At 63.6% G+C, this 23,461-nt stretch carries 25 protein-coding genes and 1 riboswitch; of the genes, 14 read left to right on the top strand and 11 right to left on the bottom strand.

Going from position 1 to position 23,461, the window contains the following annotated elements:
- Positions 1-56: 56 nt before the first annotated feature.
- The 4 genes from thiD to thiM form a co-directional block, all read right to left on the bottom strand.
- Entirely contained in the window at positions 57-890 is an 834-nt protein-coding gene (thiD, locus tag L9O85_RS10675; RefSeq protein WP_301578583.1) for a bifunctional hydroxymethylpyrimidine kinase/phosphomethylpyrimidine kinase, read from the bottom strand.
- 288 nt (positions 891-1,178) lie between these two features.
- Positions 1,179-1,838: an HAD family hydrolase gene (locus tag L9O85_RS10680; RefSeq protein ID WP_276756757.1), complete on the bottom strand. Its 660-nt coding sequence runs from the start codon at positions 1,836-1,838 to the stop codon at positions 1,179-1,181.
- Positions 1,835-2,476 (bottom strand): thiamine phosphate synthase, encoded by a 642-nt coding sequence (thiE, locus tag L9O85_RS10685; RefSeq protein ID WP_108980778.1) that lies wholly within the window; start codon positions 2,474-2,476, stop codon positions 1,835-1,837. Before thiE ends, L9O85_RS10680 begins: the two co-directional genes overlap by 4 nt.
- Positions 2,463-3,287 (bottom strand): hydroxyethylthiazole kinase, encoded by an 825-nt coding sequence (thiM, locus tag L9O85_RS10690; protein WP_276756758.1) that lies wholly within the window; start codon positions 3,285-3,287, stop codon positions 2,463-2,465. Before thiM ends, thiE begins: the two co-directional genes overlap by 14 nt.
- 70 nt (positions 3,288-3,357) lie before the next feature.
- Positions 3,358-3,463: riboswitch (TPP riboswitch) on the bottom strand.
- Between the two features lie 555 nt (positions 3,464-4,018).
- Here thiM and cdd point away from each other — a divergent pair.
- The 13 genes from cdd (at position 4,019) to L9O85_RS10755 (ending at position 14,826) form a co-directional block, all read left to right on the top strand.
- On the top strand, positions 4,019-4,417 hold the full coding sequence (cdd, locus tag L9O85_RS10695; protein ID WP_050623790.1) for a cytidine deaminase: 399 nt from the start codon (positions 4,019-4,021) through the stop codon (positions 4,415-4,417).
- Positions 4,418-4,486: 69 nt separating this feature from the next.
- The gene (locus tag L9O85_RS10700; RefSeq protein WP_050623789.1) at positions 4,487-4,699 is read left to right on the top strand and encodes a DUF378 domain-containing protein; all 213 of its coding nucleotides are present in this window, start codon (positions 4,487-4,489) and stop codon (positions 4,697-4,699) included.
- Positions 4,700-4,912: 213 nt separating this feature from the next.
- Positions 4,913-5,791, top strand: coding sequence for a phosphate ABC transporter substrate-binding protein (locus tag L9O85_RS10705; protein ID WP_050623788.1), 879 nt, complete (start codon positions 4,913-4,915; stop codon positions 5,789-5,791).
- Between the two features lie 215 nt (positions 5,792-6,006).
- Complete coding sequence (gene pstC / locus L9O85_RS10710; RefSeq protein ID WP_108981576.1) at positions 6,007-6,864, top strand: phosphate ABC transporter permease subunit PstC; 858 nt, start codon at positions 6,007-6,009, stop codon at positions 6,862-6,864.
- Positions 6,865-6,867: 3 nt separating this feature from the next.
- Positions 6,868-7,827 (top strand): phosphate ABC transporter permease PstA, encoded by a 960-nt coding sequence (pstA, locus tag L9O85_RS10715; RefSeq protein ID WP_082203537.1) that lies wholly within the window; start codon positions 6,868-6,870, stop codon positions 7,825-7,827.
- Between the two features lie 11 nt (positions 7,828-7,838).
- Positions 7,839-8,600, top strand: coding sequence for a phosphate ABC transporter ATP-binding protein PstB (gene pstB, locus L9O85_RS10720; protein ID WP_050623787.1), 762 nt, complete (start codon positions 7,839-7,841; stop codon positions 8,598-8,600).
- Positions 8,600-9,244 carry a phosphate signaling complex protein PhoU gene (phoU, locus tag L9O85_RS10725; protein WP_050623786.1) on the top strand — a complete coding sequence of 215 codons (645 nt, stop codon included), beginning with the start codon at positions 8,600-8,602 and terminating at the stop codon, positions 9,242-9,244. Before pstB ends, phoU begins: the two co-directional genes overlap by 1 nt.
- A 43-nt stretch (positions 9,245-9,287) precedes the next feature.
- The gene (locus L9O85_RS10730; protein ID WP_050623785.1) at positions 9,288-9,986 is read left to right on the top strand and encodes a response regulator transcription factor; all 699 of its coding nucleotides are present in this window, start codon (positions 9,288-9,290) and stop codon (positions 9,984-9,986) included.
- Positions 9,983-11,647 carry a sensor histidine kinase gene (locus L9O85_RS10735; protein WP_276756759.1) on the top strand — a complete coding sequence of 555 codons (1,665 nt, stop codon included), beginning with the start codon at positions 9,983-9,985 and terminating at the stop codon, positions 11,645-11,647. The genes L9O85_RS10730 and L9O85_RS10735 overlap by 4 nt, the downstream gene beginning before the upstream one ends.
- A 255-nt stretch (positions 11,648-11,902) precedes the next feature.
- Positions 11,903-12,115, top strand: a complete 213-nt coding sequence (locus L9O85_RS10740) for a FeoA family protein (RefSeq protein ID WP_050623784.1) — start codon at positions 11,903-11,905, stop codon at positions 12,113-12,115.
- A gap of 14 nt (positions 12,116-12,129) precedes the next feature.
- Positions 12,130-12,351, top strand: a complete 222-nt coding sequence (locus tag L9O85_RS10745; RefSeq protein ID WP_050623783.1) for a FeoA family protein — start codon at positions 12,130-12,132, stop codon at positions 12,349-12,351.
- 61 nt (positions 12,352-12,412) lie between these two features.
- The gene (gene feoB / locus L9O85_RS10750; RefSeq protein ID WP_301578584.1) at positions 12,413-14,623 is read left to right on the top strand and encodes a ferrous iron transport protein B; all 2,211 of its coding nucleotides are present in this window, start codon (positions 12,413-12,415) and stop codon (positions 14,621-14,623) included.
- 26 nt (positions 14,624-14,649) lie between these two features.
- Positions 14,650-14,826, top strand: a complete 177-nt coding sequence (locus L9O85_RS10755) for a FeoB-associated Cys-rich membrane protein (RefSeq protein WP_242850298.1) — start codon at positions 14,650-14,652, stop codon at positions 14,824-14,826.
- A gap of 50 nt (positions 14,827-14,876) precedes the next feature.
- On the opposite strand, the gene recQ is transcribed toward L9O85_RS10755, so the two are convergent.
- From recQ to L9O85_RS10785, 6 genes are all read right to left on the bottom strand, one after another.
- Positions 14,877-16,709, bottom strand: coding sequence for a DNA helicase RecQ (gene recQ, locus L9O85_RS10760; protein ID WP_301578585.1), 1,833 nt, complete (start codon positions 16,707-16,709; stop codon positions 14,877-14,879).
- A gap of 335 nt (positions 16,710-17,044) precedes the next feature.
- On the bottom strand, positions 17,045-18,256 hold the full coding sequence (gene rpoD, locus L9O85_RS10765) for an RNA polymerase sigma factor RpoD (RefSeq protein ID WP_077138818.1): 1,212 nt from the start codon (positions 18,254-18,256) through the stop codon (positions 17,045-17,047).
- 92 nt (positions 18,257-18,348) lie between these two features.
- On the bottom strand, positions 18,349-20,112 hold the full coding sequence (gene dnaG / locus L9O85_RS10770) for a DNA primase (protein ID WP_301578586.1): 1,764 nt from the start codon (positions 20,110-20,112) through the stop codon (positions 18,349-18,351).
- A 66-nt stretch (positions 20,113-20,178) separates the two neighbouring features.
- Positions 20,179-21,183: a deoxyguanosinetriphosphate triphosphohydrolase gene (locus L9O85_RS10775; RefSeq protein WP_050623779.1), complete on the bottom strand. Its 1,005-nt coding sequence runs from the start codon at positions 21,181-21,183 to the stop codon at positions 20,179-20,181.
- A 120-nt stretch (positions 21,184-21,303) separates the two neighbouring features.
- Positions 21,304-21,957 carry a YigZ family protein gene (locus L9O85_RS10780; protein WP_301578587.1) on the bottom strand — a complete coding sequence of 218 codons (654 nt, stop codon included), beginning with the start codon at positions 21,955-21,957 and terminating at the stop codon, positions 21,304-21,306.
- 438 nt (positions 21,958-22,395) lie between these two features.
- Positions 22,396-22,572, bottom strand: a complete 177-nt coding sequence (locus L9O85_RS10785) for a helix-turn-helix transcriptional regulator (protein ID WP_256182686.1) — start codon at positions 22,570-22,572, stop codon at positions 22,396-22,398.
- 142 nt (positions 22,573-22,714) lie between these two features.
- Between L9O85_RS10785 and L9O85_RS10790 the strand changes: the two genes are divergently transcribed.
- Positions 22,715-22,966, top strand: a complete 252-nt coding sequence (locus L9O85_RS10790) for a hypothetical protein (RefSeq protein WP_301578588.1) — start codon at positions 22,715-22,717, stop codon at positions 22,964-22,966.
- Here the strand turns inward: L9O85_RS10790 and L9O85_RS10795 are convergent.
- The gene (locus L9O85_RS10795; RefSeq protein WP_301578589.1) at positions 22,927-23,433 is read right to left on the bottom strand and encodes a GNAT family N-acetyltransferase; all 507 of its coding nucleotides are present in this window, start codon (positions 23,431-23,433) and stop codon (positions 22,927-22,929) included. The genes L9O85_RS10790 and L9O85_RS10795 overlap by 40 nt on opposite strands.
- Positions 23,434-23,461: the final 28 nt, after the last annotated feature.

Consider the following 23,461-nt stretch of genomic DNA (forward strand, 5'->3'; position numbering starts at 1 on the left):
CTCCTTTATCTATTGATTCCTATTTCATGGATCTCGGTCATCAGGCGGACCGCCCCTCACCTTCCTCCGGCGGGGGACTGAAGGGACCGGATGCGGTCCAGGTCCAGCTCCGGGATGGAAAAGAGGTGGTCCAGGGGGCCGCTGCCCGCCCCCAGGTCAAGCATGGAGGACAGCGCCCCCGAGAGATAGATCTTCGCCCGCTCCACCGCCGTCTCCAGGTCGCAGCCCTTCGCCAGATTGGAGGCGATGGCACTGGAGAGCGTACAGCCTGTCCCGTGGGTGTTGGGGTTATGGATCCGGCGTCCGCAGAACCATTTGCAGCTCCCATCCTGCCACAGCAGGTCGTTGGCGTCGTTCAGGTCGTGCCCGCCCTTGCACAGCACAGCGCAGCCGTACCGCTCCCCGATCTCCCGGGCAGCCCGCTCCATGTCCTCCGAGCCGGAGATGGTGAGGCCCGACAGGACCTCCGCCTCTGGGATGTTGGGGGTGAGGACGGCGGCCAGGGGGAGCAGCTGGCTCTTCAGCGCCTCCACCGCTTCCTCCGAAATCAGGCGGGACCCGCTGGTAGCGATCATCACCGGGTCCACCACGATGTTCCGGGCCTGGTACTGCTTCAGCTTGTCCGCGATGACCTGGATCAGCCCGGTAGAGGACACCATCCCTGTCTTGACGGCATCGGGGAAGATGTCGGTAAAAATGCAGTCCAGCTGACTGGCCAGGAATTCCGGGGTGGACTCCAGGATGCCGTAGACGCCGGTGGTATTCTGGGCCGTCAGAGCGGTGACCGCGCTCATGGCGTAGACGCCGTTGGCAGTCATGGTCTTGATGTCGGCCTGGATCCCGGCGCCTCCGCTGGAATCGCTCCCAGCGATCGTCAATGCTGTTTTCATCAGAAAACTCCTTTCTCCGCATTGAAGTTTTGTTCCGCGACACCAGGTGGTGCCCCCGAGGTGCCGCGTCGTCGGAGCAAAGTACGCTCTGTTCGGGACAGCCTGACGGCCATCCCTCACTGCGCTCCCTTCCTCCTCTCCGGGCCGCACCCGCTCCGCTGGGCTGCGCCCCGGCTGGGCGGCCTTACGGCTGCCCCCATTTTTGCTGTGTTCGGGACGGTCTGACGGCCATCCCTCACTGTGCTCCTCTGCCCCTCCTCTCCGGGCCGCACCCGCTCCATTCCCGGCTCAGCCCCGCTCCAATGCTGCCAGGAAATCCGGGGAGTCCAGCCGGGGAAGATACCAGTCGCAGAGGCACCGCAGTGCCTCCTGATCCTCCTCGGCGGAGGGGTCATACACCCCCGCCACCAGAAAGCCCGCCCGTTTGGCGCTGCGTGCGGCATGGAGGGCATCCTCAAAGACCACCGTGCGCTCCGGCGCGCTGCCCAGGCTGCGGGCAGCAGCCCGATAGAGGTCCGGTCCGGTCTTAGGCCCGTACTGAAGGGAACTGAAGGCGAACAGGAAGTGCTTCCACAGCCCCAGACGGACCATGGCGTCCCGTGCCTGAAAGGCCTCGCTGGCGGTGGCGATGCCGCAGGGGACCCCCAGGGCTCCCAGCCGCTCCAGCAGTGTGTCCGCCCCCGTCTTCATGGGGACCCTGTCCCGGTATTCCCCTGTCACCAGGGCGTTCACCCCTTCCATCACCTGTTCGGGCGTACAGGGGAGGCAAAATGTATCCACCATGTACTCCGAGGCTTCCCGCCGCCCCATCTCCCGGATGTCCCGGGCCAGGTCCTCCGGCGGCTTTCCTCCAAACTTCCGGACCAGAGCCTTGGGCGCCTCGTTCCAGATGTACATGGAGTCGGTGAGGGTCCCGTCCAGATCGAAGATGGCCCCCTCGATCCTCATGGGCCCACCACCCGCTCCACCTGGGCCCGGAGGGAGCGGGTGGCCGCTTCCACGTCGGGCTGGGCGTACAGGGCTGAGACCACCGCCACCCCGGCGATGCCGCTCCCCGCCAGCTCCGCCACATTGCCGGCTCCGATGCCCCCGATGGCCACCACAGGGATATCCACGGCGGCGCAGATGGCCTTCAGGGTGTCATAGCTCACTGGTCGGGTGTCCTGCTTGGTCCCGGTGGGGAACATGGCTCCTACCCCCAGGTAGTCGGCCCCCGCCGCCTGGGCGGCCAGGGCCTGCTCCACCGTGCGTGCGGACACGCCGATGAGTTTGTCTTCCCCCAGCAGGGCCCGGACTCGCCCCGCCTCCATATCGCTCTGGCCCACGTGGACGCCGTCCGCTCCTGCCGCCTGGGCCAGTTCCGCATCGTCGTTGAGGATCAGGGGCACGCCGTAGCGCCCGCACAGCTCCCGCAGTTCCAGGGCCTGGGCCAGAATGCTCCCACGGTCCATATGCTTCTCCCGCAGCTGGATCATGGTGGCGCCCCCCCGCAGGGATGCCTCTACCTGTTGGGCCAGGGTCCTGTCCCCCAGCCAGCTCCGGTCCGTTACGCCGTAGAGCAGCAAATCCTTTTTATCGCATCTCATAGTTGGCTCCTTTCTCCAGCGCCGCGCCGTCCATCCGGCACACAGCGTCAATGATCCGATCCCGATAGGTAGCGTTTCCGTCCTGAGGGGACATCCTCGCCCAGGCCAGCTCCCCCGCCACTCCCATGGCGCACACCGCGGCGGCGGCCGCCTCCAGGGGGCGCTCCGGGCTGGCGGCCAGGCAGGCCGCAGTCAGGGCGGACAGCTGACAGCCGGTACCGGTGACCAGCCCCATCTCCGGGCGGCCGTTGCGGATCACGACGCACTGCTCCCCGTCTGAGACCAGGTCAATGGCCCCGGTGACCGCCACTACGGTCCCGGTGCGGCGGGCGGTCCCTTTGGCGAAGGCCACCCCCCGCTCCAGTTCCGCTTCCGTCACTGCGTCCGCCCCGCCGGCGTCCACCCCCCGGGTGTGCTCCTGGCCGCCCGCCAGGGCCCGCAGCTCTGAGACATTGCCCCGCAGCACGGTAAAGGTGACACGGGCCATCAGCTCCTGGGCCGTGCGGAGACGCAGGGCGCTGGCCCCCACCCCTACCGGGTCCAGCACCACTGGGCGGCCCAGCTCCCCGGCCTTGACCCCGGCCCGCATCAGGCTGGGGATGGTGCGCCGGCTGGGTGTTCCCAAGTTGAGGCACAGTCCGGCGCACCGGGCCGTGATCTCCTCCACTTCCTCCGGCTCATCGGCCATGATGGGGCTGGCCCCGCAGGCCAGCAGGAGGTTTGCCACGTCGTTGGCCGTCACATAGTTGGTGATGCAGTGGATCAGCGGCCTCCGCTCCCGCACCCGGTCCAGGCAGGCTCCCAGCTCCATATCCCTCTCTCCTTTGTCCGCAGACAGCAAAAACCGCGGGGCACCCCACTTCGGGATATCCCCGCGGCCTAGTTCCGCAAGTATATTTCCCTACGTTGGCATTACCCAAATCAGGTCACAGGTCGGAGCGAACAGCTCCCTCTCAGCCCGTCATGCGAGCTCCCTTTTCGTCATTTTTCTCTGCTGTCGTTTTTTTATTATAAGCTCTGTGTCCCGTTCTGGCAAGAGCAGGAACTTGTTTTTTTCACATAGGTCGTTGCAAAAAATCACTGTTTGGAACAAATGTCTTATTTTGCTCCTGCTTGTTCCTGTTTCTCCCAGGCCGGCCCCGGGTGCGTAACAAGGCGTTCCTCCCGCCAAAGGGCACAAAATTTTTTGCTTTACTCCACCATGTTGTCCTGTCCTTTGCAAGGCAGTGGTCTCCGATCACCCGGTTTTTTTCAAACTGCCGGAGCCATCCCCTGGCAGTTCCCGGCGCAGAAGAGACGTGGAGGCCCTTGAGAAGCACCGGTCTCTGTGGTAAAATAGAGACGAGATGCAGGGACTCTGCCTGTACTGACCGTAAAGGAAACCACAGGTCTTTTTCACGCTCTGTTTTATAATATGGCCCTCTCTCCTTCACATTCTGTTTTTCCCCCAGAGCGATGTCTCCCTTTGCGGTCCCCGCCGGGGCATTCCGCAGCACCGGCGCTTCCCGCTTTCCGGATATCCGCCACAGAAAGGAGCAAACTATGACTGATGCTGAGCTGATCTCCACGGCCGTCTCCATGCAGGAGCGGGCCTATGTACCCTATTCTCATTTTCCCGTGGGCGCTGCCCTGTTGTGCAGTGACGGGGCGGTGTTCACCGGATGCAATGTGGAGAACGCCGCCTACGGCTCCACCCTCTGCGCCGAGCGCACGGCGCTGGTCAAGGCGGTGAGCGAGGGCCGCACCGGCGGCTTCACCGCTATCGCCATCGCCGGCCGGGGAAGCGACTTCTGCTGGCCCTGCGGTGCCTGCCGGCAGATGCTGTTTGAATTTGCTCCCCAGCTCCGGGTCCTGGCCGTCCGAGGGGACGGTGCCTTCCAGTCCGCCCCGCTCTCCACCCTGCTGCCCTGCGGCTTCGGGCCGGGCTCCCTTAATTTTTGAACCGACGGAATAAAAAGCTCTCTTTTGGCCAAACTACCTCCGGAATACCAATGCGAGGAGGTATGAACCATGATAATGGATAAGATCGCCCTGACTCTGCTGATCATCGGCGGCCTGAACTGGGGCAGCGTGGGTCTGTTTCGATTCGACCTGGTGGCCTTCGCCTGCGGCGGTTCCGGCAGTATGATCAGCCGCGTGATCTATACCCTGGTGGGTCTTTCCGCCGTGTGGTGCATCTCTCTGCTCTTCCGGGACAAGGACCCCGTGGAGGAGCGGAGCTGAGGCCAGTCCACCGTTCCATTCAGAACATGTGATATTCCAAACCGGCCGCCGGAAGTCCCGGCGGCCGGTATTTTACATTTTTACTCTCTGATTTTACCGCACTTTACGCAGATTTAACATATCCGCTGTTTCGCATTTTACATTTCTTTTTTATACTGAGCCCTGTACTCCAGATGAAACACAAAACGAATGCAATAAAGGAGAAGATCTTACATGAAAAAACTGACTTGCATGGGGCTGTCTCTGGCCCTGATGGCCGGCCTGCTGGCCGGCTGCGGCTCCAATGGGACCACCTCCACTCCCACCAGCACCCCCGCCGCCAGCTCCACCCCTGTCCAATCCCAGACCACCACCCTCAGCGGCACCGTGAACACAGACGGCTCCACCTCCATGGAGAGCGTGGTCAAGGCCCTGGCTGAGGCTTTTATGGAGCAGAACCCCGATGTGACCGTCAACTACTCCGGCACTGGCTCCGGCACCGGCATCCAGGCCGCCATCGACGGCACCGTGGACCTGGGACTGGCCTCCCGTGCCCTGAAGGACGAAGAGAAGAGCAACGGCGCCGTAGAGAACATCGTAGCCCTGGACGGCGTGGCCGTGGTTGTCAACCCCGAGAACGGCGTGACCGACCTGACCGTGGAGCAGATCGCCCAGATCTTCACCGGCGAGATCACCAACTGGTCCGAGCTGGGCGGCGCCGATGCCGAGATCGCGGTCTTTGGCCGCGAGGCCGGCTCCGGCACCCGGGGGGCCTTTGAGGAGATCGTGGGCGTTGAAGATGCCTGTAAGTACACCAACGAGTATTCCTCCACCGGCGACGTCATCGGCAACGTGGCCTCCAACCCCAACGGCATCGGCTATGCCTCCCTGTCCGCCGTGGACGACACCGTGAAGGCCGTGGCGGTCAACGGCGTGACCCCCTCCGAGGACACCGTGAAGGACGGCTCCTATGAGATCCAGCGTCCCTTCGTTATGGTCACCAAGGAGGGCACCCAGCTCTCCGAGGCAGCCCAGGCTTTCCTGGATTTTGCTATGAGCGCTGACGCCGCTGAGATCATTGCTGTTGCCGGCGCTGTGTCTGCCAACGCCTGAGCTCACCCGATCCAATTCAAAACAAGCCCCCGAGCCCGGGGGCTTGTTTTGAATGATGTCTCCCCTTCTGCCCCCTTTCCTCAGTTGACACACAGGCACGGCCCCCGCGCCCGTGTGTCAGCTGAGGAGACAGAATCTACAAGAAAAGGTTGAGTACTATGAAAAAAGAGCATCCCGGCGTCCCCGGCGGGGGCGCCCTCCGGGCCAAAGAGGCCATGGAGTGGATCATGAAGACCGTATTTCTGGTCTGCGGCTTCATCGCTATCGCCTTTGTCCTGCTGATCACCGTGTACCTGATCATCTCCGGCCTGCCCGCTATCCGTGAGGTGGGGCTGACCGACTTCCTCTTCGGCACTCGCTGGGCCTCCACCGACAAGACCGACCCCGCCTATGGCATCCTCCCCTTTATCCTCACCTCTATCTATGGCACCGCCGGGGCCATCCTCATCGGGGTGCCCATCGGCTTCCTCACCGCCGTCTTTCTCTCCAAGGTGGCGCCCCCCAAGGTGGCCGCCGTCATCCGTCCGGCAGTGGATCTACTGGCGGGCATCCCCTCGGTGGTCTACGGCCTGGTGGGCATGATGGTCCTTCTCCCCGCCATCCGTAAAACCTTTGACATCGCCGCCGGTGACAGCCTGCTGGCCGCCATCATCGTATTGGCAGTGATGATCCTGCCCTCCATCATCTCGGTGTCCGAGACCGCCCTGAATGCGGTGCCCCGGGAGTATGAGGAGGCCAGCCTGGCCCTGGGGGCCACCGAGCTGGAGACCTACTTCCGGGTCTCTGTCCCCGCAGCCAAGAGCGGCATCGCCGCCGCTGTGGTGCTGGGCGTGGGCCGGGCCATCGGTGAGGCCATGGCTATCCTGATGGTGGCCGGCAATGTGGCCAACATGCCCTCTCTGCTCTCCAGCGTCAAATTCCTCACCACCGCCATTGCCAGCGAGATGAGCTATGCCGCCGTGGGCAGCCTCCAGCGCAACGCCCTGTACTCCATTGGGCTGATCCTATTTCTGTTTATCATGTGCATCAATGTGATCCTAAACGTATTCCTGAAACGGAACAAGGAGGGCTGAGCTATGACCAACGCCATGATCTCCTCGGAAGAGGCCCAGAGCTACCAGTCCAAGGGCCTCTCTCCCCGCCGCCGCACCTATGAGGTGGGGATGCGCGGGCTGCTGTATCTCTCCGCGGGCATCACCTGCCTGCTGCTCCTCTTTCTCATCGGCTACATCCTCTACCGGGGCCTGCCCAATCTGAACTGGACCTTCCTCACCAGCCAGGAGAGTGTCCTGCGGGGGACCGACGGCATCATGCCTGCCATCCAGAACACCCTCTATGTCATCGTGGTCACCCTGATCTTCATCCTGCCCCTGGGGGTGGGGGCCGCCATCTACCTCACCGAGTACGCCTCCAACCACAAGCTGGTCTCTGCCATCGAGTTCGCCACCGAGACTCTGGCCGGCATCCCCTCTATCCTGTACGCCCTGGTGGGTATGCTGATCTTCTGTCAGGTCATGGACCTGGGCAAGACCCTGCTGGCCGGCGCCCTCACCCTGGTCATCATGACCCTGCCCACCATCATCCGCACCACCCAGGAGTCCCTGAAGACGGTGCCCCAGAGCTACCGGGAGGGCTCCCTGGGCCTGGGGGCCGGCAAGTGGCACATGATCCGCACCGTGGTGCTCCCCTCCTCCGTGGACGGCATCGTCACCGGCTGCATCCTGTCCATCGGCCGTGTGGTGGGCGAGTCTGCGGTGCTCATGTTCACCGCCGGCATGGGCACCACCCTCCAGAACTTTTTCGGCAGCTTCAACGACCAAGCTCTGTCGCATTTTCTGTCCACCGGTGACCTTTCCCTTCTGTTCAGTGGCCTGACTGACAGCTCCGGTGCCACCCTCACTGTGGCCCTGTACGTCTACGCCAAGGAGCGGGCCGAGTTCGACCTGGCCTTCTCTGTGGCCCTGGTCCTGCTGGCCATCACCCTCGCCATCAATCTGTCCGCCAAGCTGGTGGGCAAGCGCCTGAAAAAGCGCTAAGGAGGACAACTATGGATCAATCTGTCATTCTCTCGGCCTGCGGGCTGAACCTGTATTACGGTGAGAACCACGCACTGAAGGACATCTCCATCGACATCAAAGCCAACAAGATCACCGCCCTCATCGGGCCCTCCGGCTGCGGCAAGTCCACCTTTCTGCGGACCATCGACCGGATGAACGACCTGATCCCCAGCGTGAAGATCACCGGTTCCCTCACCTTCCACGGGCAGGAGATCTACGCCCCCGGCGTGGACGTCACCGACCTGCGCCGGCGCATCGGCATGGTGTTCCAGAAGCCCAACCCCTTTCCCATGTCTATCTACGACAACGTGGCCTACGGCCCCCGCACCCATGGAGTGCGCTCCAAGCTGGCCTTGGACGAGCTGGTGGAGAAGTCCCTGCGTCAGGCCGCCATCTGGGACGAGGTGAAAGACCGGCTGAAAAAGCCCGCCCTGGGCCTGTCTGGCGGCCAGCAGCAGCGCCTGTGCATCGCCCGGGCCCTGGCCGTCCAACCGGAGGTGCTGCTGATGGACGAGGCCACCTCCGCCCTGGACCCCATCTCTACATCCAAAATAGAAGACCTTGCCATGGAGCTGAAAAGCGAGTACACTATCGTCATGGTGACTCACAACATGCAGCAGGCCGCCCGCGTCTCCGACCAGACCGCTTTCTTCCTGCTGGGCGACCTGGTGGAGTACGGGGACACGGAGCAGCTCTTTTCCATGCCCCAGGACAAGCGCACCGAGGACTACATCACCGGGAGGTTTGGATAATGCGAGTCAAATTTGAAGCACAGCTGGAGCGGCTCAACGTAGAACTTATCACCATGGGTGCCCTGTGCGAGGAGGTCATCTCCGGCGCGGCCAAGGCCCTGCTGGACGGCGATTCCGGCCTGCGGGAGACCGTGCTGGCCGCGGAGCGGGACATCAACCAAAAGGAGCGGGACATCGAAAGCCTGTGTATGAAGCTGCTGCTCCAGCAGCAGCCGGTGGCCCGGGATCTGCGCACCATCTCCTCCGCCCTGAAGATGATCTCTGACATGGAGCGCATCGGCGACCAAGCCGCAGACATCGCTGAGATCACCCGGGATATCGCCGACAACAGCATCAAGGACCTGGTCCCTATCGGGGACATGGCCCGGGCCACCATCAAGATGGTCACCGACAGCGTGGACTCCTTTGTCCGCAAGGACCTGGGTCTGGCGGAGGCAGTGATCTCCTCCGACGACGTGGTGGACGATCTGTTTCTCCAGGTCCGTGAGGAGCTGATCCGCCGCATCGGCATGGGGGACAGCGGAGAGGTGTGCATCGACCTGCTGATGATCGCCAAATATCTGGAGCGCATCGGAGATCACGCCGTCAACATCGCCGAGTGGGTGGAGTACTCCCTCACCGGGCACCATGCTGACCTGCCCTGAACGGCGGGCGCCCCAATTTTCACAGCCGTAGGAGGTCCTACCCATGATTTATTTTCTGGAAGACGACCCCAGCATCCGCAAGCTGGTCATTTATACCCTGAACAGCCAGGGCATGGAGGCGGAGGGCTTTGAACTGCCCTCCCAGTTCTGGGCCGCCATGGAGCGGCAGCTCCCCTCCCTGGTTCTGCTGGACCTGATGCTCCCAGAGGAGGACGGCCTGCACATCCTCAAGCGCATCCGCGCCGGCGCCTCCACCGCCAGGCTCCCCGTCATCCTGATCACCGCCAAGGGGACCGAGTACGACAAGGTGGTGGGCCTGGACGGCGGGGCGGACGACTACATCGCCAAGCCCTTCGGCATGATGGAGCTGATGGCCCGCATCCGCACCGCCCTGCGCCACAGCGGCGGGGAGGCGGAGCCGGTCCACGCCCTTACTTTGGGCCCACTGCGCATCGATCCGGCCCGCCATCAGGTGCTGGCCCACGGGCGGGAAGTCACCCTCACCCTGAAGGAATTCCAGCTGCTCTCCCTTTTGGTGGAGCATGCGGGGACCGTATTTACCCGGGACCAGCTGCTCAACACCATCTGGGGCTATGAGTTCGACGGCGCCAGCCGCACAGTGGATGTCCACGTCCGCACCCTGCGTCAAAAGCTGGGGGAGGCGGGCCGCTGCATCGAGACCGTGCGGGGCGTTGGCTACAAGGCGGAATCTGATCCGTCCAAAAGTGAGGAACAGCCATGACATCTAAAATCTTCCGCAACTCCTTTCTGGTGGGCGTTGCGGTATTCTTTCTCTCTATCGCTCTGTTCATGGGCGTGCTGTACCAGTATTTTGGCAGCCAGCTGCTGATCCAGCTGGAGTCGGAGGCCGCCCTGGCCGCCCGTGGGGTGGAGATGGGCAGCATGGATTATCTGGACGGTCTCTCCTCCGCCAACCGTATCACCTGGATCGACGCCGGCGGCACTGTCCTCTTTGACAACCAGGCCGACCCCGCCCAGATGGAGAACCACGCCGACCGGGAGGAGGTGCGAGCCGCTCTGGAGAGCGAGACAGGCACCGCCTCCCGCTACTCCACGACCCTCTCTCAGCGGACCCTGTACTTTGCCCAGCGGCTGGCTGACGGGACGGTGCTGCGGGTGTCCAGTGAGCAGCGCAGCCTCCCTTCCCTGCTCCTGTCCATGGTCCAGCCCATCCTCATCATCCTGGTGCTGGCCGTGGCCCTGTCGGCGGTGCTGGCCTCCCGCCTTTCCAAGCACATCATCAAGCCCGTCCTTGCCATCGACCTGGAGCACCCAGAGGACTCCGACACCTACGAAGAGCTCACCCCCCTGCTTTCCCGCATCAAGCAGCAGAACCAGACCATCGCCCAGCAGATGGCCCAGCTGCGCCAGAAGCAGAACGAGTTCACCGCCATCACCGAGAACATGAGCGAGGGCTTCCTCCTGCTGGACCGGCAGGGGCGCATCCTCTCCCACAACTCCGGTGCCCTGCGCCTGCTCCACGCCGCCGCCCCTGAGGAACGGGCCAGCTACCTCACTCTGAACCGCACCGAGCGCTTCCGCCAAGCGGTGGATGCCGCCCTCACCGGCAGGCGGGACGAGCAGCTGGTGGACCTGGGAGGCCGCTGCTGCCAGCTGCTGGCCAACCCCGTGATCCAAGACGGCCAGGTGGCCGGCGCCGTGCTGGTCATCCTGGATGTCACCGAGCGGGAACAGCGGGAGGAGCTGCGCCGGGAGTTCACCGCCAATGTATCTCATGAGCTCAAGACCCCCCTCACCTCCATCTCCGGCATTGCGGAGATCATCAAGGGCGGGCTGGTCAAGCCGCAGGACATCCCCGGCTTCGCAGACGACATCTACGGCGAGGCCCAGCGCATGATCCGCCTGGTGGAGGACATCCTCCGCCTGTCCCAGCTGGATGAAGGGGGCAGCTCCCTCCAGACGGAGGAGGTGGACCTGTACCACCTGGCCCAGGAGGTGGCCGGCCGCCTGACCCCCGCCGCTGTCAAGGGGCAGGTCACCCTGGAGGTGACGGGCGGACCGGTGCGGATCTCTGGCGTGCGCCAGCTTTTGGACGAGATGATCAGCAACCTGTGCGACAACGCCATCAAGTACAATCGTCCTGGGGGCCGGGTCACTATCTCCGTCTCCCGCTCCGACCGGGGCGCGGAGCTCTCTGTGTCCGACACGGGCATCGGTATCCCTCCTGAGGACCAGAGCCGGGTCTTTGAGCGGTTCTACCGGGTGGACAAGAGCCACTCCAAAGCCATCGGAGGCACCGGTCTGGGACTGTCCATTGTCAAGCACGGGGCGGCCTTCCACGGGGCCGACCTCTCCCTGGAGAGCCAGCCGGACCGCGGGACCACCATCCGCCTCACCTTCCCCGGCCAAAACGTGAAATAAGGCACATGGCCCGCCGCTGGTACGGCGGGCCATGCTTTTTTCTCTCTGGGAAAAATAGACGGGATCCTGCTCTGTTCACCGGCTGCTTTTGTCTCGGCTGGAAAAGTGCGGAGCACGGCCCAATTTTTTCAGAAAAGGGCTTGACAAATCCGGTTAGCAGAAGTAAACTCTATCTGTTCCGATGGTTAGATTAAGCTAACCAGCTTTTCAAGCAATTCTAGCAGCAAAAGTCAACCTGATCTGGGAGGGAGTCTCATGATGCCCCTGACAATGGCCAGACCCGGCGAGACCGTGGTCATCCGAAAGATCACCGGCAGGGACGAGGTGCGCCAGCATCTGGCAGAGCTCGGCTTTGTGGTGGACGAGTCGGTGACCGTCATCAGCGAGATGGCCGGCAACCTGATTCTTCAGGTAAAGGACAGCCGGGTCGCTGTGGACAGGACCATGGCCAACCGTATTATGATCTGAGGAGGAGAGAAAGGATGAAAACGCTGAAAGACGCCAAGGTGGGAGACACCGTCACCGTGGCTAAGCTCCACGGCGAGGGAGCCGTGAAGCGCCGCATTATGGATATGGGGATCACCAAGGGAGTGGAGATCCACATCCGAAAGGTCGCCCCGCTGGGGGACCCTATGGAGTTGAATGTGCGGGGCTATGAGCTGTCCGTCCGCAAGGCAGACGCGGAGATGATCGAGATCCTCTGAGCTCCGCTTTCGTTTTTCACTGTTAGTTAGTCACTTCTAACTTTCTGAAGGGAGAAATACCATGAACATCAAGATCGCGCTGGCGGGCAACCCGAACTGCGGTAAGACCACCCTGTTCAATGCCCTGACCGGCTCCAACCAGTACGTGGGCAACTGGCCCGGCGTCACGGTGGAAAAGAAGGAGGGCAAGCTGAAGGGCCACAAGGAGGTCATCATCCAGGACCTGCCTGGCATCTACTCCCTGTCCCCCTATACGCTGGAGGAGGTGGTGGCCCGCAACTACCTGGTCAATGAGAAGCCGGACGCCATCCTCAACATCGTGGACGGCACCAACATCGAGCGCAACCTGTACCTGACCACCCAGCTCATCGAGCTGGGCCTGCCCGTGGTAGTGGCGGTCAACATGATAGATCTGGTGCGGAAGAACGGCGACAAGATCGACCTCCAGAAGCTGGGCCAGGCCCTGGGCTGCCAGGTGGTGGAGATGAGCGCCCTGAAGGGCGAGGGCGGCATGGCCGCCGCCGAGCGGGCCGTAGCCGCGGCCCAGGCCCACAAGGCCGGGGAGCTCCCCCACGTGTTCACTGGCAGCGTAGAGCACGCCATCGCCCACATTGAGGAGTCCATTCAGGGCATGGTGGACGACCAGTATCTCCGCTGGTATGCCATCAAGGTGTTCGAGCGGGACGAGAAGGTGCTGGAGTCCCTGACCCTGACCAAAGACCTGGAGGCCCACCTGGAGGCCCACATCGCCGACTGTGAGAACGAGCTGGAGGACGACGCTGAGAGCATCATCACCAACCAGCGCTATGCGTACATCAACTCTGTGGTCAACAGGGCAGTAAAAAAGAAGGCCCCCAAGCACAGCCTGACTACCTCCGACAAGATCGACCGGATCGTGACCAACCGTGTCCTGGCCCTGCCCATCTTCGTGGCAGTGATGTTTCTGATCTATGCCATCGCCATGGGCGGCTGGGCCATCTCCATCGGCACCGCCGCCACTGACTTCACCAACGACACCATCTTCGGTGAGTGGGTGCCCGGCTTCTTTGACAGCTTCCTGCTCAACGCCAGTGGCGAGCCTGTGGTGGCCGACTGGCTGTACGGCCTGATCCAGGACGGTATCGTGGCCGGCGTGGGCGCCGTGCTGGGCTTCGTGCCCCAGATGCTGGTCCTGTTCGTCCTGCTGGCTGTCCTGGAGGATGTGGGCTACATGGCCCGCATCGCCTTCATCATGGACCGGATCTTCCGCCGCTTCGGCCTGTCCGGCAAGAGCTTCATCCCCATGCTGGTGGCTACCGGTTGCGGCGTGCCCGGGATCATGGCCTCCCGCACCATCGAGCAGGACCGTGACCGCAAAATCACCATCATGACCACCGGCTTCATCCCCTGCGGCGCCAAGATGCCCATCATCGGCCTGTTCGCCGGCGCTGTCTTTGGCAACTCCGCCTGGGTGGCTACCTCCGCCTACTTCATTGGCGTGGCGGCGGTCATCGTCTCCGGCATCATGCTGAAGAAATTCAAGGCCTTTGCCGGCGAGCCCGCCCCCTTTGTCATGGAGCTGCCCGCCTACCACGCCCCCTCCGCCGGCAACGTGCTGCGGGCCACCTGGGAGCGTGGCTGGTCCTTCATCAAGCGGGCCGGCACCGTCATCCTGATCTCCTCCATCATCCTGTGGTTCCTCCAGGGCTACGGTTTTGTGGACGGCGTGTTCCAGGCCGTGGAGGACAACAACGACTCCCTGCTGGCCGTCATCGGCAATGCCATCGCCTGGATCTTCTACCCCCTGGGCTGGACCGGTTCCATGGCCTGGAAGGCCGCAGTGGCTACCTTCACCGGCCTCATCGCCAAGGAGGAGGTGGTTAACACCTTCGGTGTGCTGTACCACTACGCCGGCGACATCGATCTGATGGAGGACTCCAGCCCCATCTGGGCTATGGTGGGGGCTGACTTCGGCGCCATCTCCGCCTACTCCTTCATGATCTTCAACCTGCTGTGCGCCCCCTGCTTCGCTGCCATGGGCGCCATCAAGCGGGAGATGCACAACACCAAGTGGACTCTGGGCGCCATCGGCTACATGTGCCTGTTCGCCTATGTGACTGCCATGATCGTCTATCAGATCGGCGGTCTGTTCACCGGCGAGGCCGCCTTCAGCGTCTTCACCGTCATCGCCATCGCCCTGCTGGCCGGCATCATCTTCCTGCTGGTGCGCAGGGGCTACCAGCCCAGCGAGGAGGTCCGTCACCTGACCGACATCCCTGCCAGCAAGAAATAATCTGTGATCGACAAGGAGGGTCAGATATGTCCCAGCTGCTGCCTACCATCATCGTCTCCCTGATCCTTGCGGGCGTGGTCGCCCTCGCGGTCCGCTCCCTGTGGCAGTCCCACAAGTCGGGCGGCCACTGCAATGGGGACTGCGGCACCTGCGGCGGGTGCGGCGGACACCACACTCGCTGCGGCCCCCACGCTCCGAAGTAAAATATGTATATAAGAGCCTGCCCCGGACACCATCTGTCTGGGGCAGGCTCTTATATTGCCGCTGTCTCCTGAAAATCCGAGATGATCTCCAGGAACTGAGCTCCGTACTGCTCCGCCTTGAAGCTGCCCACGCCGCCCACGTTCTGGAGCTGACGCAGATCCCGTGGCTGGGCAGCCGCCATCTCCCGCAGGGTCTTGTCGGAGAAAATCACAAAAGCCGGCACGCCCCGGAGGCGGGCCAGGTGGGCGCGCTCCTCCCGCAGCCGCTGGAAGAGGGCCTGCTGCCGCTCTGTCAGGGGGCTGTCCTCCGCCCGCCGGCGGTCGGCCGCCGGCCGCTCCTCCCGAACGGCCTTCATCATCAGCGGTCCGTCGCTGTACGCCACGTCCTCCGCCCGCTCCCCGCACCGGAGGATCGGGTACTGGCCGTCAGTGAGCTCCAGGATGTGCTCGTCCACCAGGAAGCGGATGCGGTCCTGGACCTCCCGCTGACTCAGGGCGGCCAGGGCTCCATAGGTCCTCTCCCGCTCCAGCCGGTAACGGCGGATCTTCTCGTTCTCCCCGCCGCACAGCACTGCGGCGATCAGTCCGGCGCCGAACCGCTGGCCGGTCTCCGCCACACAGCGGAGGATGGCCCGGGCGTCCTCCCCCACATCGATCTCCTGGAAATTGTGGAGGCAGTTGTAGCAGGCGCCGCAGTAGTCCGGGGCCGACTGGCCGAAATAGTTCAGGATATACTGACGCAGGCACCGCCGGGTGCGGCAGTAGAACGTCATCTGCTTCAGACGACCCAAGTCCCGCTCCTGGAGCTGCCGCGCCGTCTCCGGGTCCAGCTGCTCGCTGGGCTCGCTCTGGCTGATGAGGAACTGGGCTGTGCGCACGTCCTGCCCGCTGTACAGCAGGATACATCGGGCCTCCGCCCCGTCCCGGCCTGCCCGGCCCGCCTCCTGGTAGTAGCTCTCCAGGTCCTTGGGCATGTTGTAGTGGATGACGAAGCGCACGTCCGACTTGTCGATCCCCATCCCGAAAGCGTTGGTAGCCACCATCACCTGGACCCGGTCGAAGAGGAAGTCCTCCTGATTCTGCTGCCGCTCCTCCGGCTCCAGCCCGGCGTGGTAGCGGGTTGCGGAGATGCCGGAGCTCTGGAGGAACTGGCAGACCTCCTCCACGTTCTTCCGGGTGGAGCAGTAGACGATGCCGCACTCCCCCGGCCGCTCCCGCACCCGGGCCAGCAGCTCCACCCGCTTTACGGAGGGGCGGCACACCTCCAGATACAGGTTGTCCCGGTCAAACCCGGTGGTGATGGACAGGGGGGCCTCCAGCTCCAGCAGCCGCTGGATATCCTCCCGGACCTCCGAGGTGGCGGTGGCGGTGAAGGCCCCCACCACCGGCCTCTGGGGCAGCCGGTCCACAAAGTCCGGGATGTTCAGATAGGCGGGGCGGAAGTCCTGCCCCCACTGGGAGATACAGTGGGCCTCGTCCACTGCCACCATGGAGATCTGGGCCGAGCGGACAAAGGACTGGAACCCCTCGGTATCCAGCCGCTCCGGAGCCACATAGATGATCTTGTACCGGCCCTCCCTGGCCCGGTCCAGGGCCAGCAGATACTGCCGGTAGGTGAGAGAGCTGTTGAGGTAGGCGGCGGGCACTCCCATCTGCACCAGCTGGGTCACCTGGTCCCTCATGAGGGAGACCAGCGGGGAGACCACCAGGGTGATGCCGGGCAGCAGCAGGGCAGGCACCTGATAGCACACCGATTTCCCCGCTCCCGTGGGCATGACGGCCAGCACATCCCGCCCGGCCAGCAGTGCGTCGATGATCTCCTCCTGACCGCCCCGGAAGGTGTCATAGCCGAAATACTGCTTCAAAACATCCTGCTTTGTCATAGTCGTTCTCCGCTCTTTCCCGCAAAGCACACCCCCGGAGCCGCGCTCCGGGGGATGTGTGTTCCGCTGGGGTCCTTTTTGCAGGTGGGGCACCTGAAACCTGCGCCCCGGCCCTCCGGTGCTCTGCCCGCCTGTCAGTTCAAAAAGTCTTTTCGTTTCTTGGAACGAGAAGGATGACGCGTCGCCGTCGCGGACTGCATATCCCTCGCCCCTGCCGGAGGCGGGAGCTCACTCATTCCGTCGCTCCGGCTCTCCCCGTGCGGCCCGCTGCGCTGGGCCCGCCCGGGGGCCCCGGAAAGCTGCGCCCCGGAACACTCAGCAAAACGATCCCCGGATCAGTTCAAAAAGTCTTTTAGTTTCTTGGAACGAGAAGGATGACGCAGCTTTCTGAGGGCCTTGGCCTCGATCTGGCGGATGCGCTCCCGGGTGACGTTGAACTCCTTTCCCACCTCTTCCAAGGTACGGGTCCGTCCGTCCTCGATGCCGAAGCGCAGCTTGAGCACCTTCTCCTCCCGGGGGGTCAGGGTGGAGAGCACATCCACCAGCTGCTCCTTCAGCAGGGTGAAGGAGGCGGCCTCGGCGGGCTCGCTGGCATCCTCGTCGGGGATGAAGTCCCCCAGGTGGCTGTCCTCCTCCTCCCCGATGGGGGTCTCCAGAGAGACAGGCTCCTGGGCGATCTTCAGGATCTCCCGCACCCGGTCCACCGGCATGTTCATCTCGTCGGCGATCTCCTCCGGCGTGGGGTCGTGGCCCAGCTCCTGGAGCAGCTGGCGTGAGACCCGGATCACCTTGTTGATGGTCTCCACCATGTGCACCGGGATGCGGATGGTGCGGGCCTGGTCAGCGATCGCCCGGGTGATGGCCTGACGGATCCACCATGTGGCGTAAGTGGAGAACTTGTACCCCTTGGTGTAGTCGAACTTCTCCACCGCCTTGATCAGGCCCAGGTTGCCCTCCTGGATCAGGTCCAGGAACTGCATCCCCCGGCCCACATACCGCTTGGCAATGGAGACCACCAGGCGCAGGTTGGCCTCTGCCAGCCGCTGCTTGGCCCGCTCGCCCTTTTTGATGGCTTTCTCCAGCTCGGTGCGGACCTCGGCGGGGATCTCCTCTCCGGAGCTCTCCAGCTCCTCCATCTGCTCCTTTGCCTCGGCGCCCGCCCCCATGGCCTGGGCCAGGTCGATCTCCTCATCGGAGGTGAGCAGGTTGACCTTGCCGATCTCCTTCAGATACATCCGCACCGGGTCGTCGGTGCCGAAGGCGTCCACCATGGTGTTGGGGTCCACGATCTCTTCCTCAGGCAGCTCCTCGATGGCCTCAATGGTGGGCTCCACGTCGTCGGGCAGCTCGGGGATGTAGTCCTCCCCCACTGTGTCGATGCCCAGGTTCTCCAGAGTATCATAGATCTTGTCCATCTGCTCGGACTCCAGATCCATGTCCTCCAGCACGTCCATCAGCTCGGCGGCCGACAGATTGCCCTTCTTCTTGCCCCGCTCGATCAGTTCGGCCAGCTTTTCCGCACCTGGGATGCCTCCCACCACCTTCATGACCTCCACCTTGCCCGCTTCCATGCGGGTCTCGATGTCGGTCTTGCTCTTCTTCTCTTCCACAGCGGCGGAAGTCTCTGTCTTCTTGGTGCTCATGGCTTCTCCTCCATATATGCTTTTGTTTCCTGATATCTCTTTTGCGCCGCCCTCAGCAGAGCTTCCTCATCTGTCCCGCTGCGGCGCAGCCCCTCCTCCCGGATGAGGGCGATGTAGTCGGCCAGGGCTCTGTGGCTGTTGGCCAGATTTTCCGGCTGCTCGGCCACCCAGGCCAGGTGGGCCATCTCCTCCGGCTCCAGCGCTCCGGCCAGGGCGGGCAGCTGGGTGCTCAGTCCCTCTGCCGCACGGCTGCGCAGCAGGTCAAAGATCCGCCCCAGCAGCGGAGAGGAGAACTCCGAACCCGTCAGGCCCTCCGTCTCCTCCAGCAGGGAGCTGTCCAGCAGGATCAGGCGCAGCACCCCCTCCTCCGCCCGGGCGGAGCGGATGTTGTCGTAGCGCATCCCCCTGGCCTTGGGCTGGAGCTGGGTGGCGGGGGACAGGTCCCGCCGCTCCTGCTGCTTTTTTTCCTTCTGGATGCGGCGGCGGAGCTCCTTTTTGACCTCCTGGGCCATGGCCTCGGCGGAGATGCCTGCCATCTGGGCCGCATGGCCCCCATAGATCTCCCGCTCCACCGCGCTGTGCAGGGAGGCGATCACCCCGGTGGCCTCCCGCAGAAACTCCACCCGCTGGCTGTCGTCGCTCAGGTCATACCGGCCCCGCAGCTGCTCCAGCCGGTAGTCGATGTGGTTCTCGCTTTTGTCCAGCAGACGGGCGAAGGCCTCGGGCCCGTATTTCTTGATGAACTCGTCCGGGTCCTTTGCCCCCTTCACCCGGAGGACCTTCACATTCAGCCCCGCCCGCTCCAGCAGGGGGATGGCCCGCTGGGCGGCGGACACCCCCGCCCCGTCGCCGTCGTAGGCGATGACCGCGTCCTTGAAGTAGCGGGCCAGCAGCTGGGCGTGCTCCGCGGTCAGAGAGGTGCCCAGGGAGGCCACCGCGCTGTCAAAGCCCGCCTGGTGGAGGGAGATGGTGTCCATATACCCCTCCGTCAGGATCACCCGCCCCGCCCTGGACTTCTTGGCGATGTTCAGGGCAAATACATTGCGGCTCTTGTTGTACACCGGCGTGTCCGGCGAGTTGAGGTACTTGGGGGTGGAGTCATCCATCACCCGGCCGCCGAAGCCGATCACGTCCCCCCGGATGTCGATGATAGGGAACATGACCCGGTTTCGGAAGCGGTCATAGATGCGGCCGTCCTTGTTGCTCACCGCCAGCCCGGCGTCCAGCAGGTCGGCCTTGTCCCACCCCTGCTCCGCCAGGGCCGTCAGCAGACCGTCCCAGCGGTCGGGGGCGAAGCCCAGTCCGAACCGGGTCAGGGTCCCCCGGCTCAGCCCGCGCCTCTGAAGGTAGGCCAGCCCCGCCGCCCCCTCCGGGGCGTACAGCCACTTGTGGAACACCCGGGCCGCCGCCTTGTTGATGGTCAGCAGCTTTTCCCGCCGCTCCTTCATGCCGGCGCTGAAGCCGCCGGTGTCCGGCACCTCCAGGTTCACCCGCTTGGCCAGCACTCCCACCGCGTCCCGGAAGGGCAGGCTGTCCAGCTCCATGATGAAGTTGATGGCCCCGCCGCCCTTCCCGCAGCCGAAGCACTTGAAGATCTGCTTGTCCGGGGAGACGGAAAAGGAGGGGGTCTTTTCTGAGTGGAAGGGGCACAGTCCCCAGTAGTTGCGGCCCTTTTTGGTCAGGCGCACATACTCGCCCACCAGGTCCACGATGTCAGTCCGGGCGATCAGCTCGTCCAAAAACCGCTCCGGTATGGGCATTTTTCTCCCCCTTCCGCTATTGATGGCCCGAATCCCGGCTCTTTATCCCTATTTGGGGAAAAAGGCCTACTTCACGCCCCATCCCATAGGGATGAACAGCCGGGTGTACTCGCTCACCGCGAAGGGGTCGGTCATCCCTGCGATATAGTCGCACACCGCCCGGTCCACCCCCTCCTCCAGGCGGATCGCCTGGAAGTCGGCGGGCAGCTCATCGGGGTTTTTCTGGTAATACCCGAAGAGCATCTTCAGCATGTCCTGGGCCTTGCTCTCCTCCCCCTTTGCGATGGGGTTGGTGTAGACATTGGCGAACATGAACTCCTTCAGCACCGCCATGGCCTCCCCCACCTGGGGGGACTGACAGATGCGGTCCTGCCCCCGGCTGGCGGAGATGGCGTCCACCACCAGGGCGTTGATCCGCTCCCCGTGGGTAAAGCCCAGCACCTGGGACACCTCCAGCGGGATGTCGATGGGGTAGATCACTCCGCCCCGCAGGGCATCCTCGATGTCGTGGTTGATGTAGGCGATCTTGTCGGCCAGACGGACCACCTGCCCCTCCAGGGTGGCGGCGTCCTCCCCGCCGGTATGGCGCTCGATGCCGTTGCGCACTTCCCAGGTCAGGTTCAGTCCGGCTCCCTCCTTCTCCAGCCGCTCCACCACCCGCAGGGACTGCCGGAAGTGGGCGAAGCCGCCGGGCACGATGGAGTTGAGCAGCCGCTCTCCCGCGTGGCCGAAGGGGGTGTGGCCCAAATCGTGGCCCAGGGCGATGGCCTCGGTCAGGTCCTCGTTCAGCGCCAGCCCCCGGGCGATGGTCCGGGCAATGCGGCTGACCTCCAGGGTGTGGGTCATCCGGGTACGGTAGTGGTCCCCCTCCGGCTGGAGGAACACCTGGGTCTTGTGCTTCAGCCGCCGGAAGGACTTGCAGTAGACGATGCGGTCTGTGTCCACCTGGAAGCAGGTGCGCACGCCGCAGGGCTCCTCCGGCCGCGCCCGGCCCCGGGTCTGCTCCGCCAGGCAGGCGCGGGAGGACAGTGTCTCCCGCTCCCTCTGTTCAGTCTGCTCTCTCAGCGTCATGGTCCCTCCTGTCCCACCCCGCCGGGGTGCATGTGAGGTCGTACAGTTCCGTACACTTTATCTTATACGAGGCCACTCCCCATTTTCCTTCTAAAAAATCAAAATTTTTCAAAAATTTTTTTATCCGGGTCCGCCGGCCCCTCCGGCGGGCCGCCAAGGCACGTCCTGGAACCGCTCCCCGGTGGCGATGCCCTCCACCGTCCCGGCGGTCATGTCCAGGATGTGTGCCAGATATGCCTCCGCCTTCTCCTCCGGCAGCAAGACAGTGAGGGTCACATCAGCCCCGTACTCCGTCTCCGGGATCACGCCGCCCCAGGCGGCGGTCTCCGACTTCAGGCGCTCCAAAAGGCTGTATGGACAGGGCACCAGCGTCTCCACCCAGCGGCGCACCACCGAGATGCCGGCGGCGTCCAGGGCGTCCTTGGCGCTTTGAGTATAAGCCCGGACCAGCCCCCCCGCCCCCAGAAGGATGCCCCCAAAATACCGGGTGACCACACAGCAGACGTTGGTGACCTCCTCCCGCTGGAACACGTTGAGCATGGGCTGGCCCGCCGTCCCCTGGGGCTCCCCGTCGTCCGAGTAGCGCACCGGCCCCTCCCGCAGCAGGTAGCACCAGCAGTTGTGCCGGGCGTCGTAGTACCGCTTTTTCATCTCCTCGATGCGGGCACGGGCCTCCTCCTCGCTCTCCACACGCCAGACATGGCCGATGAAGCGGGAGCGCTTCTCGACCAGCTCCGCCTCACCGGCCTGGGTGGGGATGTAATACTCTGTCATGGGGTCACCTGCCTTTGCACGTTTTGGGGAATACTCGCGGGGCGCGCCTAGATTGGCACAATAGGGGCGGCTGGTGGGAAACCGGCGGGCGCGCATTGCGCGCCCCTGCGCAAAGGCCGAAAATATCATGTAGGGGCGGCCTCCAGCCGCCCGAAAAGCCTTCCCCTCCTCCGGGGGGGAAGGTGGCACGGCGAAGCCGTGACGGATGAGGGGGCGTTCTTCCGCCAGAGCGATTCAATAGCCCGGGCAGGTCTGGAAATCACTCCTGCGGCACATCGCAGACCTGGGACCGGCGGGCGGGGGCAAGCCCCACCCCCTACACAAAGACAGGGAGAAGCACGCACCCAGCAGGGCCCGATGCCCGCATCGGGCCGCATCCTCACGGACGGCGGGCGCACAGTGTGCGTCCCTGCGCAGGGACCGGGGCCGCGGCGCCCCTTAGGGCTCGTCAGGAAAGACTTTGATCTGCAATTCCTTGCAGATCCGAAAGAAAACATCCAGAGATGGGGTCTTTCGCCCACTTTCAATCTCATTCATAAAAGATTGCGCAATCCCCACAGATTTCGCCAACTTATATTGACTCAATCCCAACTCTATTCTCTTTTCTCGAATCACTTCTTTATAGTCCTTCAAAATCCATCACCGTAAGCTATTATAGCTCATAGCTATGTCTATGAAAATATATAGCTTTAAGCGATTGACTTTTCTCCTCAACTCCATTATAATCGCTTTCAGCGATATATTGTGAGGTGCATAAATGATGAACGAGCTCGAACTGCTGGACCATCTGAACGACACGGTCACCCGCATCACAGAGGACACGCTGCTGCTCTCCCTTCTGCTGGACTATATGGACGGCCTCTCCTGCCGCCCGGAGCAGGTTTCCCGGGAAATCTCCGAAAACCTCCTCCAGCGGCTGGGGGACAGCCTGGAGCAGGACGCCGGCGCCCTCCGCCGCCTGTGGCAGTCCTACGGGGTCTCCGGCCGCAGCAGGGCGTACATGCAGTAGTCCCGCAGCCGGCCGTTTTTCCATATGCCGCTGCGCATGACGCCCTCCAGAGCGAAGCCCGCCTTCTCCAGCACTCGGCGGGAGCCGGCGTTGTGGGCGAAGGGCTCCGCGTAGATGCGCACGATGTCCCACGCCTCAAAGCCCGTCCGGCACATCTCCTCCACCGCCTTGGTCATGATGCCCCGGCCCCAGAGGGCCCGGCCCAGCCAGTAGCCCAGCTCGGCCGACCGGCGGCAGACATCCGTGCCCCGGGTGAGGGCCACGCTGCCCACGGCCTGTCCATCCACCACTATGGCCCGGAATATGGCCTGCTCCGGCTCCGCCGCCCTGCACAGGCGGATGAACTCCTCCGCGTCTGACAGTTGGTAGGGGCAGGGGAACACATCCCTCAGGTTGGCGGCCACCTGGGGGTCATCGGCATGCCGGGCGATAGAGGGGGCGTCCTCCGGGCGCCAGGGTCTGAGCATCACGTCCATGGTCCTTTCCCTTTCTTTT

Source organism: Lawsonibacter asaccharolyticus, from assembly GCF_022453915.1.
Taxonomy (GTDB): domain Bacteria; phylum Bacillota; class Clostridia; order Oscillospirales; family Oscillospiraceae; genus Lawsonibacter; species Lawsonibacter asaccharolyticus.

Coding starts and splice junctions, on each gene's coding strand:
- thiD (WP_301578583.1), bottom strand. CDS start 890: ATGAAAACAGCATTGACGATCGCTGGGAGCGATTCCAGCGGAGGCGCC.
- L9O85_RS10680 (WP_276756757.1), bottom strand. CDS start 1,838: ATGAGGATCGAGGGGGCCATCTTCGATCTGGACGGGACCCTCACCGAC.
- thiE (WP_108980778.1), bottom strand. CDS start 2,476: ATGAGATGCGATAAAAAGGATTTGCTGCTCTACGGCGTAACGGACCGG.
- thiM (WP_276756758.1), bottom strand. CDS start 3,287: ATGGAGCTGGGAGCCTGCCTGGACCGGGTGCGGGAGCGGAGGCCGCTG.
- cdd (WP_050623790.1), top strand. CDS start 4,019: ATGACTGATGCTGAGCTGATCTCCACGGCCGTCTCCATGCAGGAGCGG.
- L9O85_RS10700 (WP_050623789.1), top strand. CDS start 4,487: ATGATAATGGATAAGATCGCCCTGACTCTGCTGATCATCGGCGGCCTG.
- L9O85_RS10705 (WP_050623788.1), top strand. CDS start 4,913: ATGAAAAAACTGACTTGCATGGGGCTGTCTCTGGCCCTGATGGCCGGC.
- pstC (WP_108981576.1), top strand. CDS start 6,007: ATGGAGTGGATCATGAAGACCGTATTTCTGGTCTGCGGCTTCATCGCT.
- pstA (WP_082203537.1), top strand. CDS start 6,868: ATGACCAACGCCATGATCTCCTCGGAAGAGGCCCAGAGCTACCAGTCC.
- pstB (WP_050623787.1), top strand. CDS start 7,839: ATGGATCAATCTGTCATTCTCTCGGCCTGCGGGCTGAACCTGTATTAC.
- phoU (WP_050623786.1), top strand. CDS start 8,600: ATGCGAGTCAAATTTGAAGCACAGCTGGAGCGGCTCAACGTAGAACTT.
- L9O85_RS10730 (WP_050623785.1), top strand. CDS start 9,288: ATGATTTATTTTCTGGAAGACGACCCCAGCATCCGCAAGCTGGTCATT.
- L9O85_RS10735 (WP_276756759.1), top strand. CDS start 9,983: ATGACATCTAAAATCTTCCGCAACTCCTTTCTGGTGGGCGTTGCGGTA.
- L9O85_RS10740 (WP_050623784.1), top strand. CDS start 11,903: ATGATGCCCCTGACAATGGCCAGACCCGGCGAGACCGTGGTCATCCGA.
- L9O85_RS10745 (WP_050623783.1), top strand. CDS start 12,130: ATGAAAACGCTGAAAGACGCCAAGGTGGGAGACACCGTCACCGTGGCT.
- feoB (WP_301578584.1), top strand. CDS start 12,413: ATGAACATCAAGATCGCGCTGGCGGGCAACCCGAACTGCGGTAAGACC.
- L9O85_RS10755 (WP_242850298.1), top strand. CDS start 14,650: ATGTCCCAGCTGCTGCCTACCATCATCGTCTCCCTGATCCTTGCGGGC.
- recQ (WP_301578585.1), bottom strand. CDS start 16,709: ATGACAAAGCAGGATGTTTTGAAGCAGTATTTCGGCTATGACACCTTC.
- rpoD (WP_077138818.1), bottom strand. CDS start 18,256: ATGAAGGTGGTGGGAGGCATCCCAGGTGCGGAAAAGCTGGCCGAACTG.
- dnaG (WP_301578586.1), bottom strand. CDS start 20,112: ATGCCCATACCGGAGCGGTTTTTGGACGAGCTGATCGCCCGGACTGAC.
- L9O85_RS10775 (WP_050623779.1), bottom strand. CDS start 21,183: ATGACGCTGAGAGAGCAGACTGAACAGAGGGAGCGGGAGACACTGTCC.
- L9O85_RS10780 (WP_301578587.1), bottom strand. CDS start 21,957: ATGACAGAGTATTACATCCCCACCCAGGCCGGTGAGGCGGAGCTGGTC.
- L9O85_RS10790 (WP_301578588.1), top strand. CDS start 22,715: ATGATGAACGAGCTCGAACTGCTGGACCATCTGAACGACACGGTCACC.
- L9O85_RS10795 (WP_301578589.1), bottom strand. CDS start 23,433: ATGCTCAGACCCTGGCGCCCGGAGGACGCCCCCTCTATCGCCCGGCAT.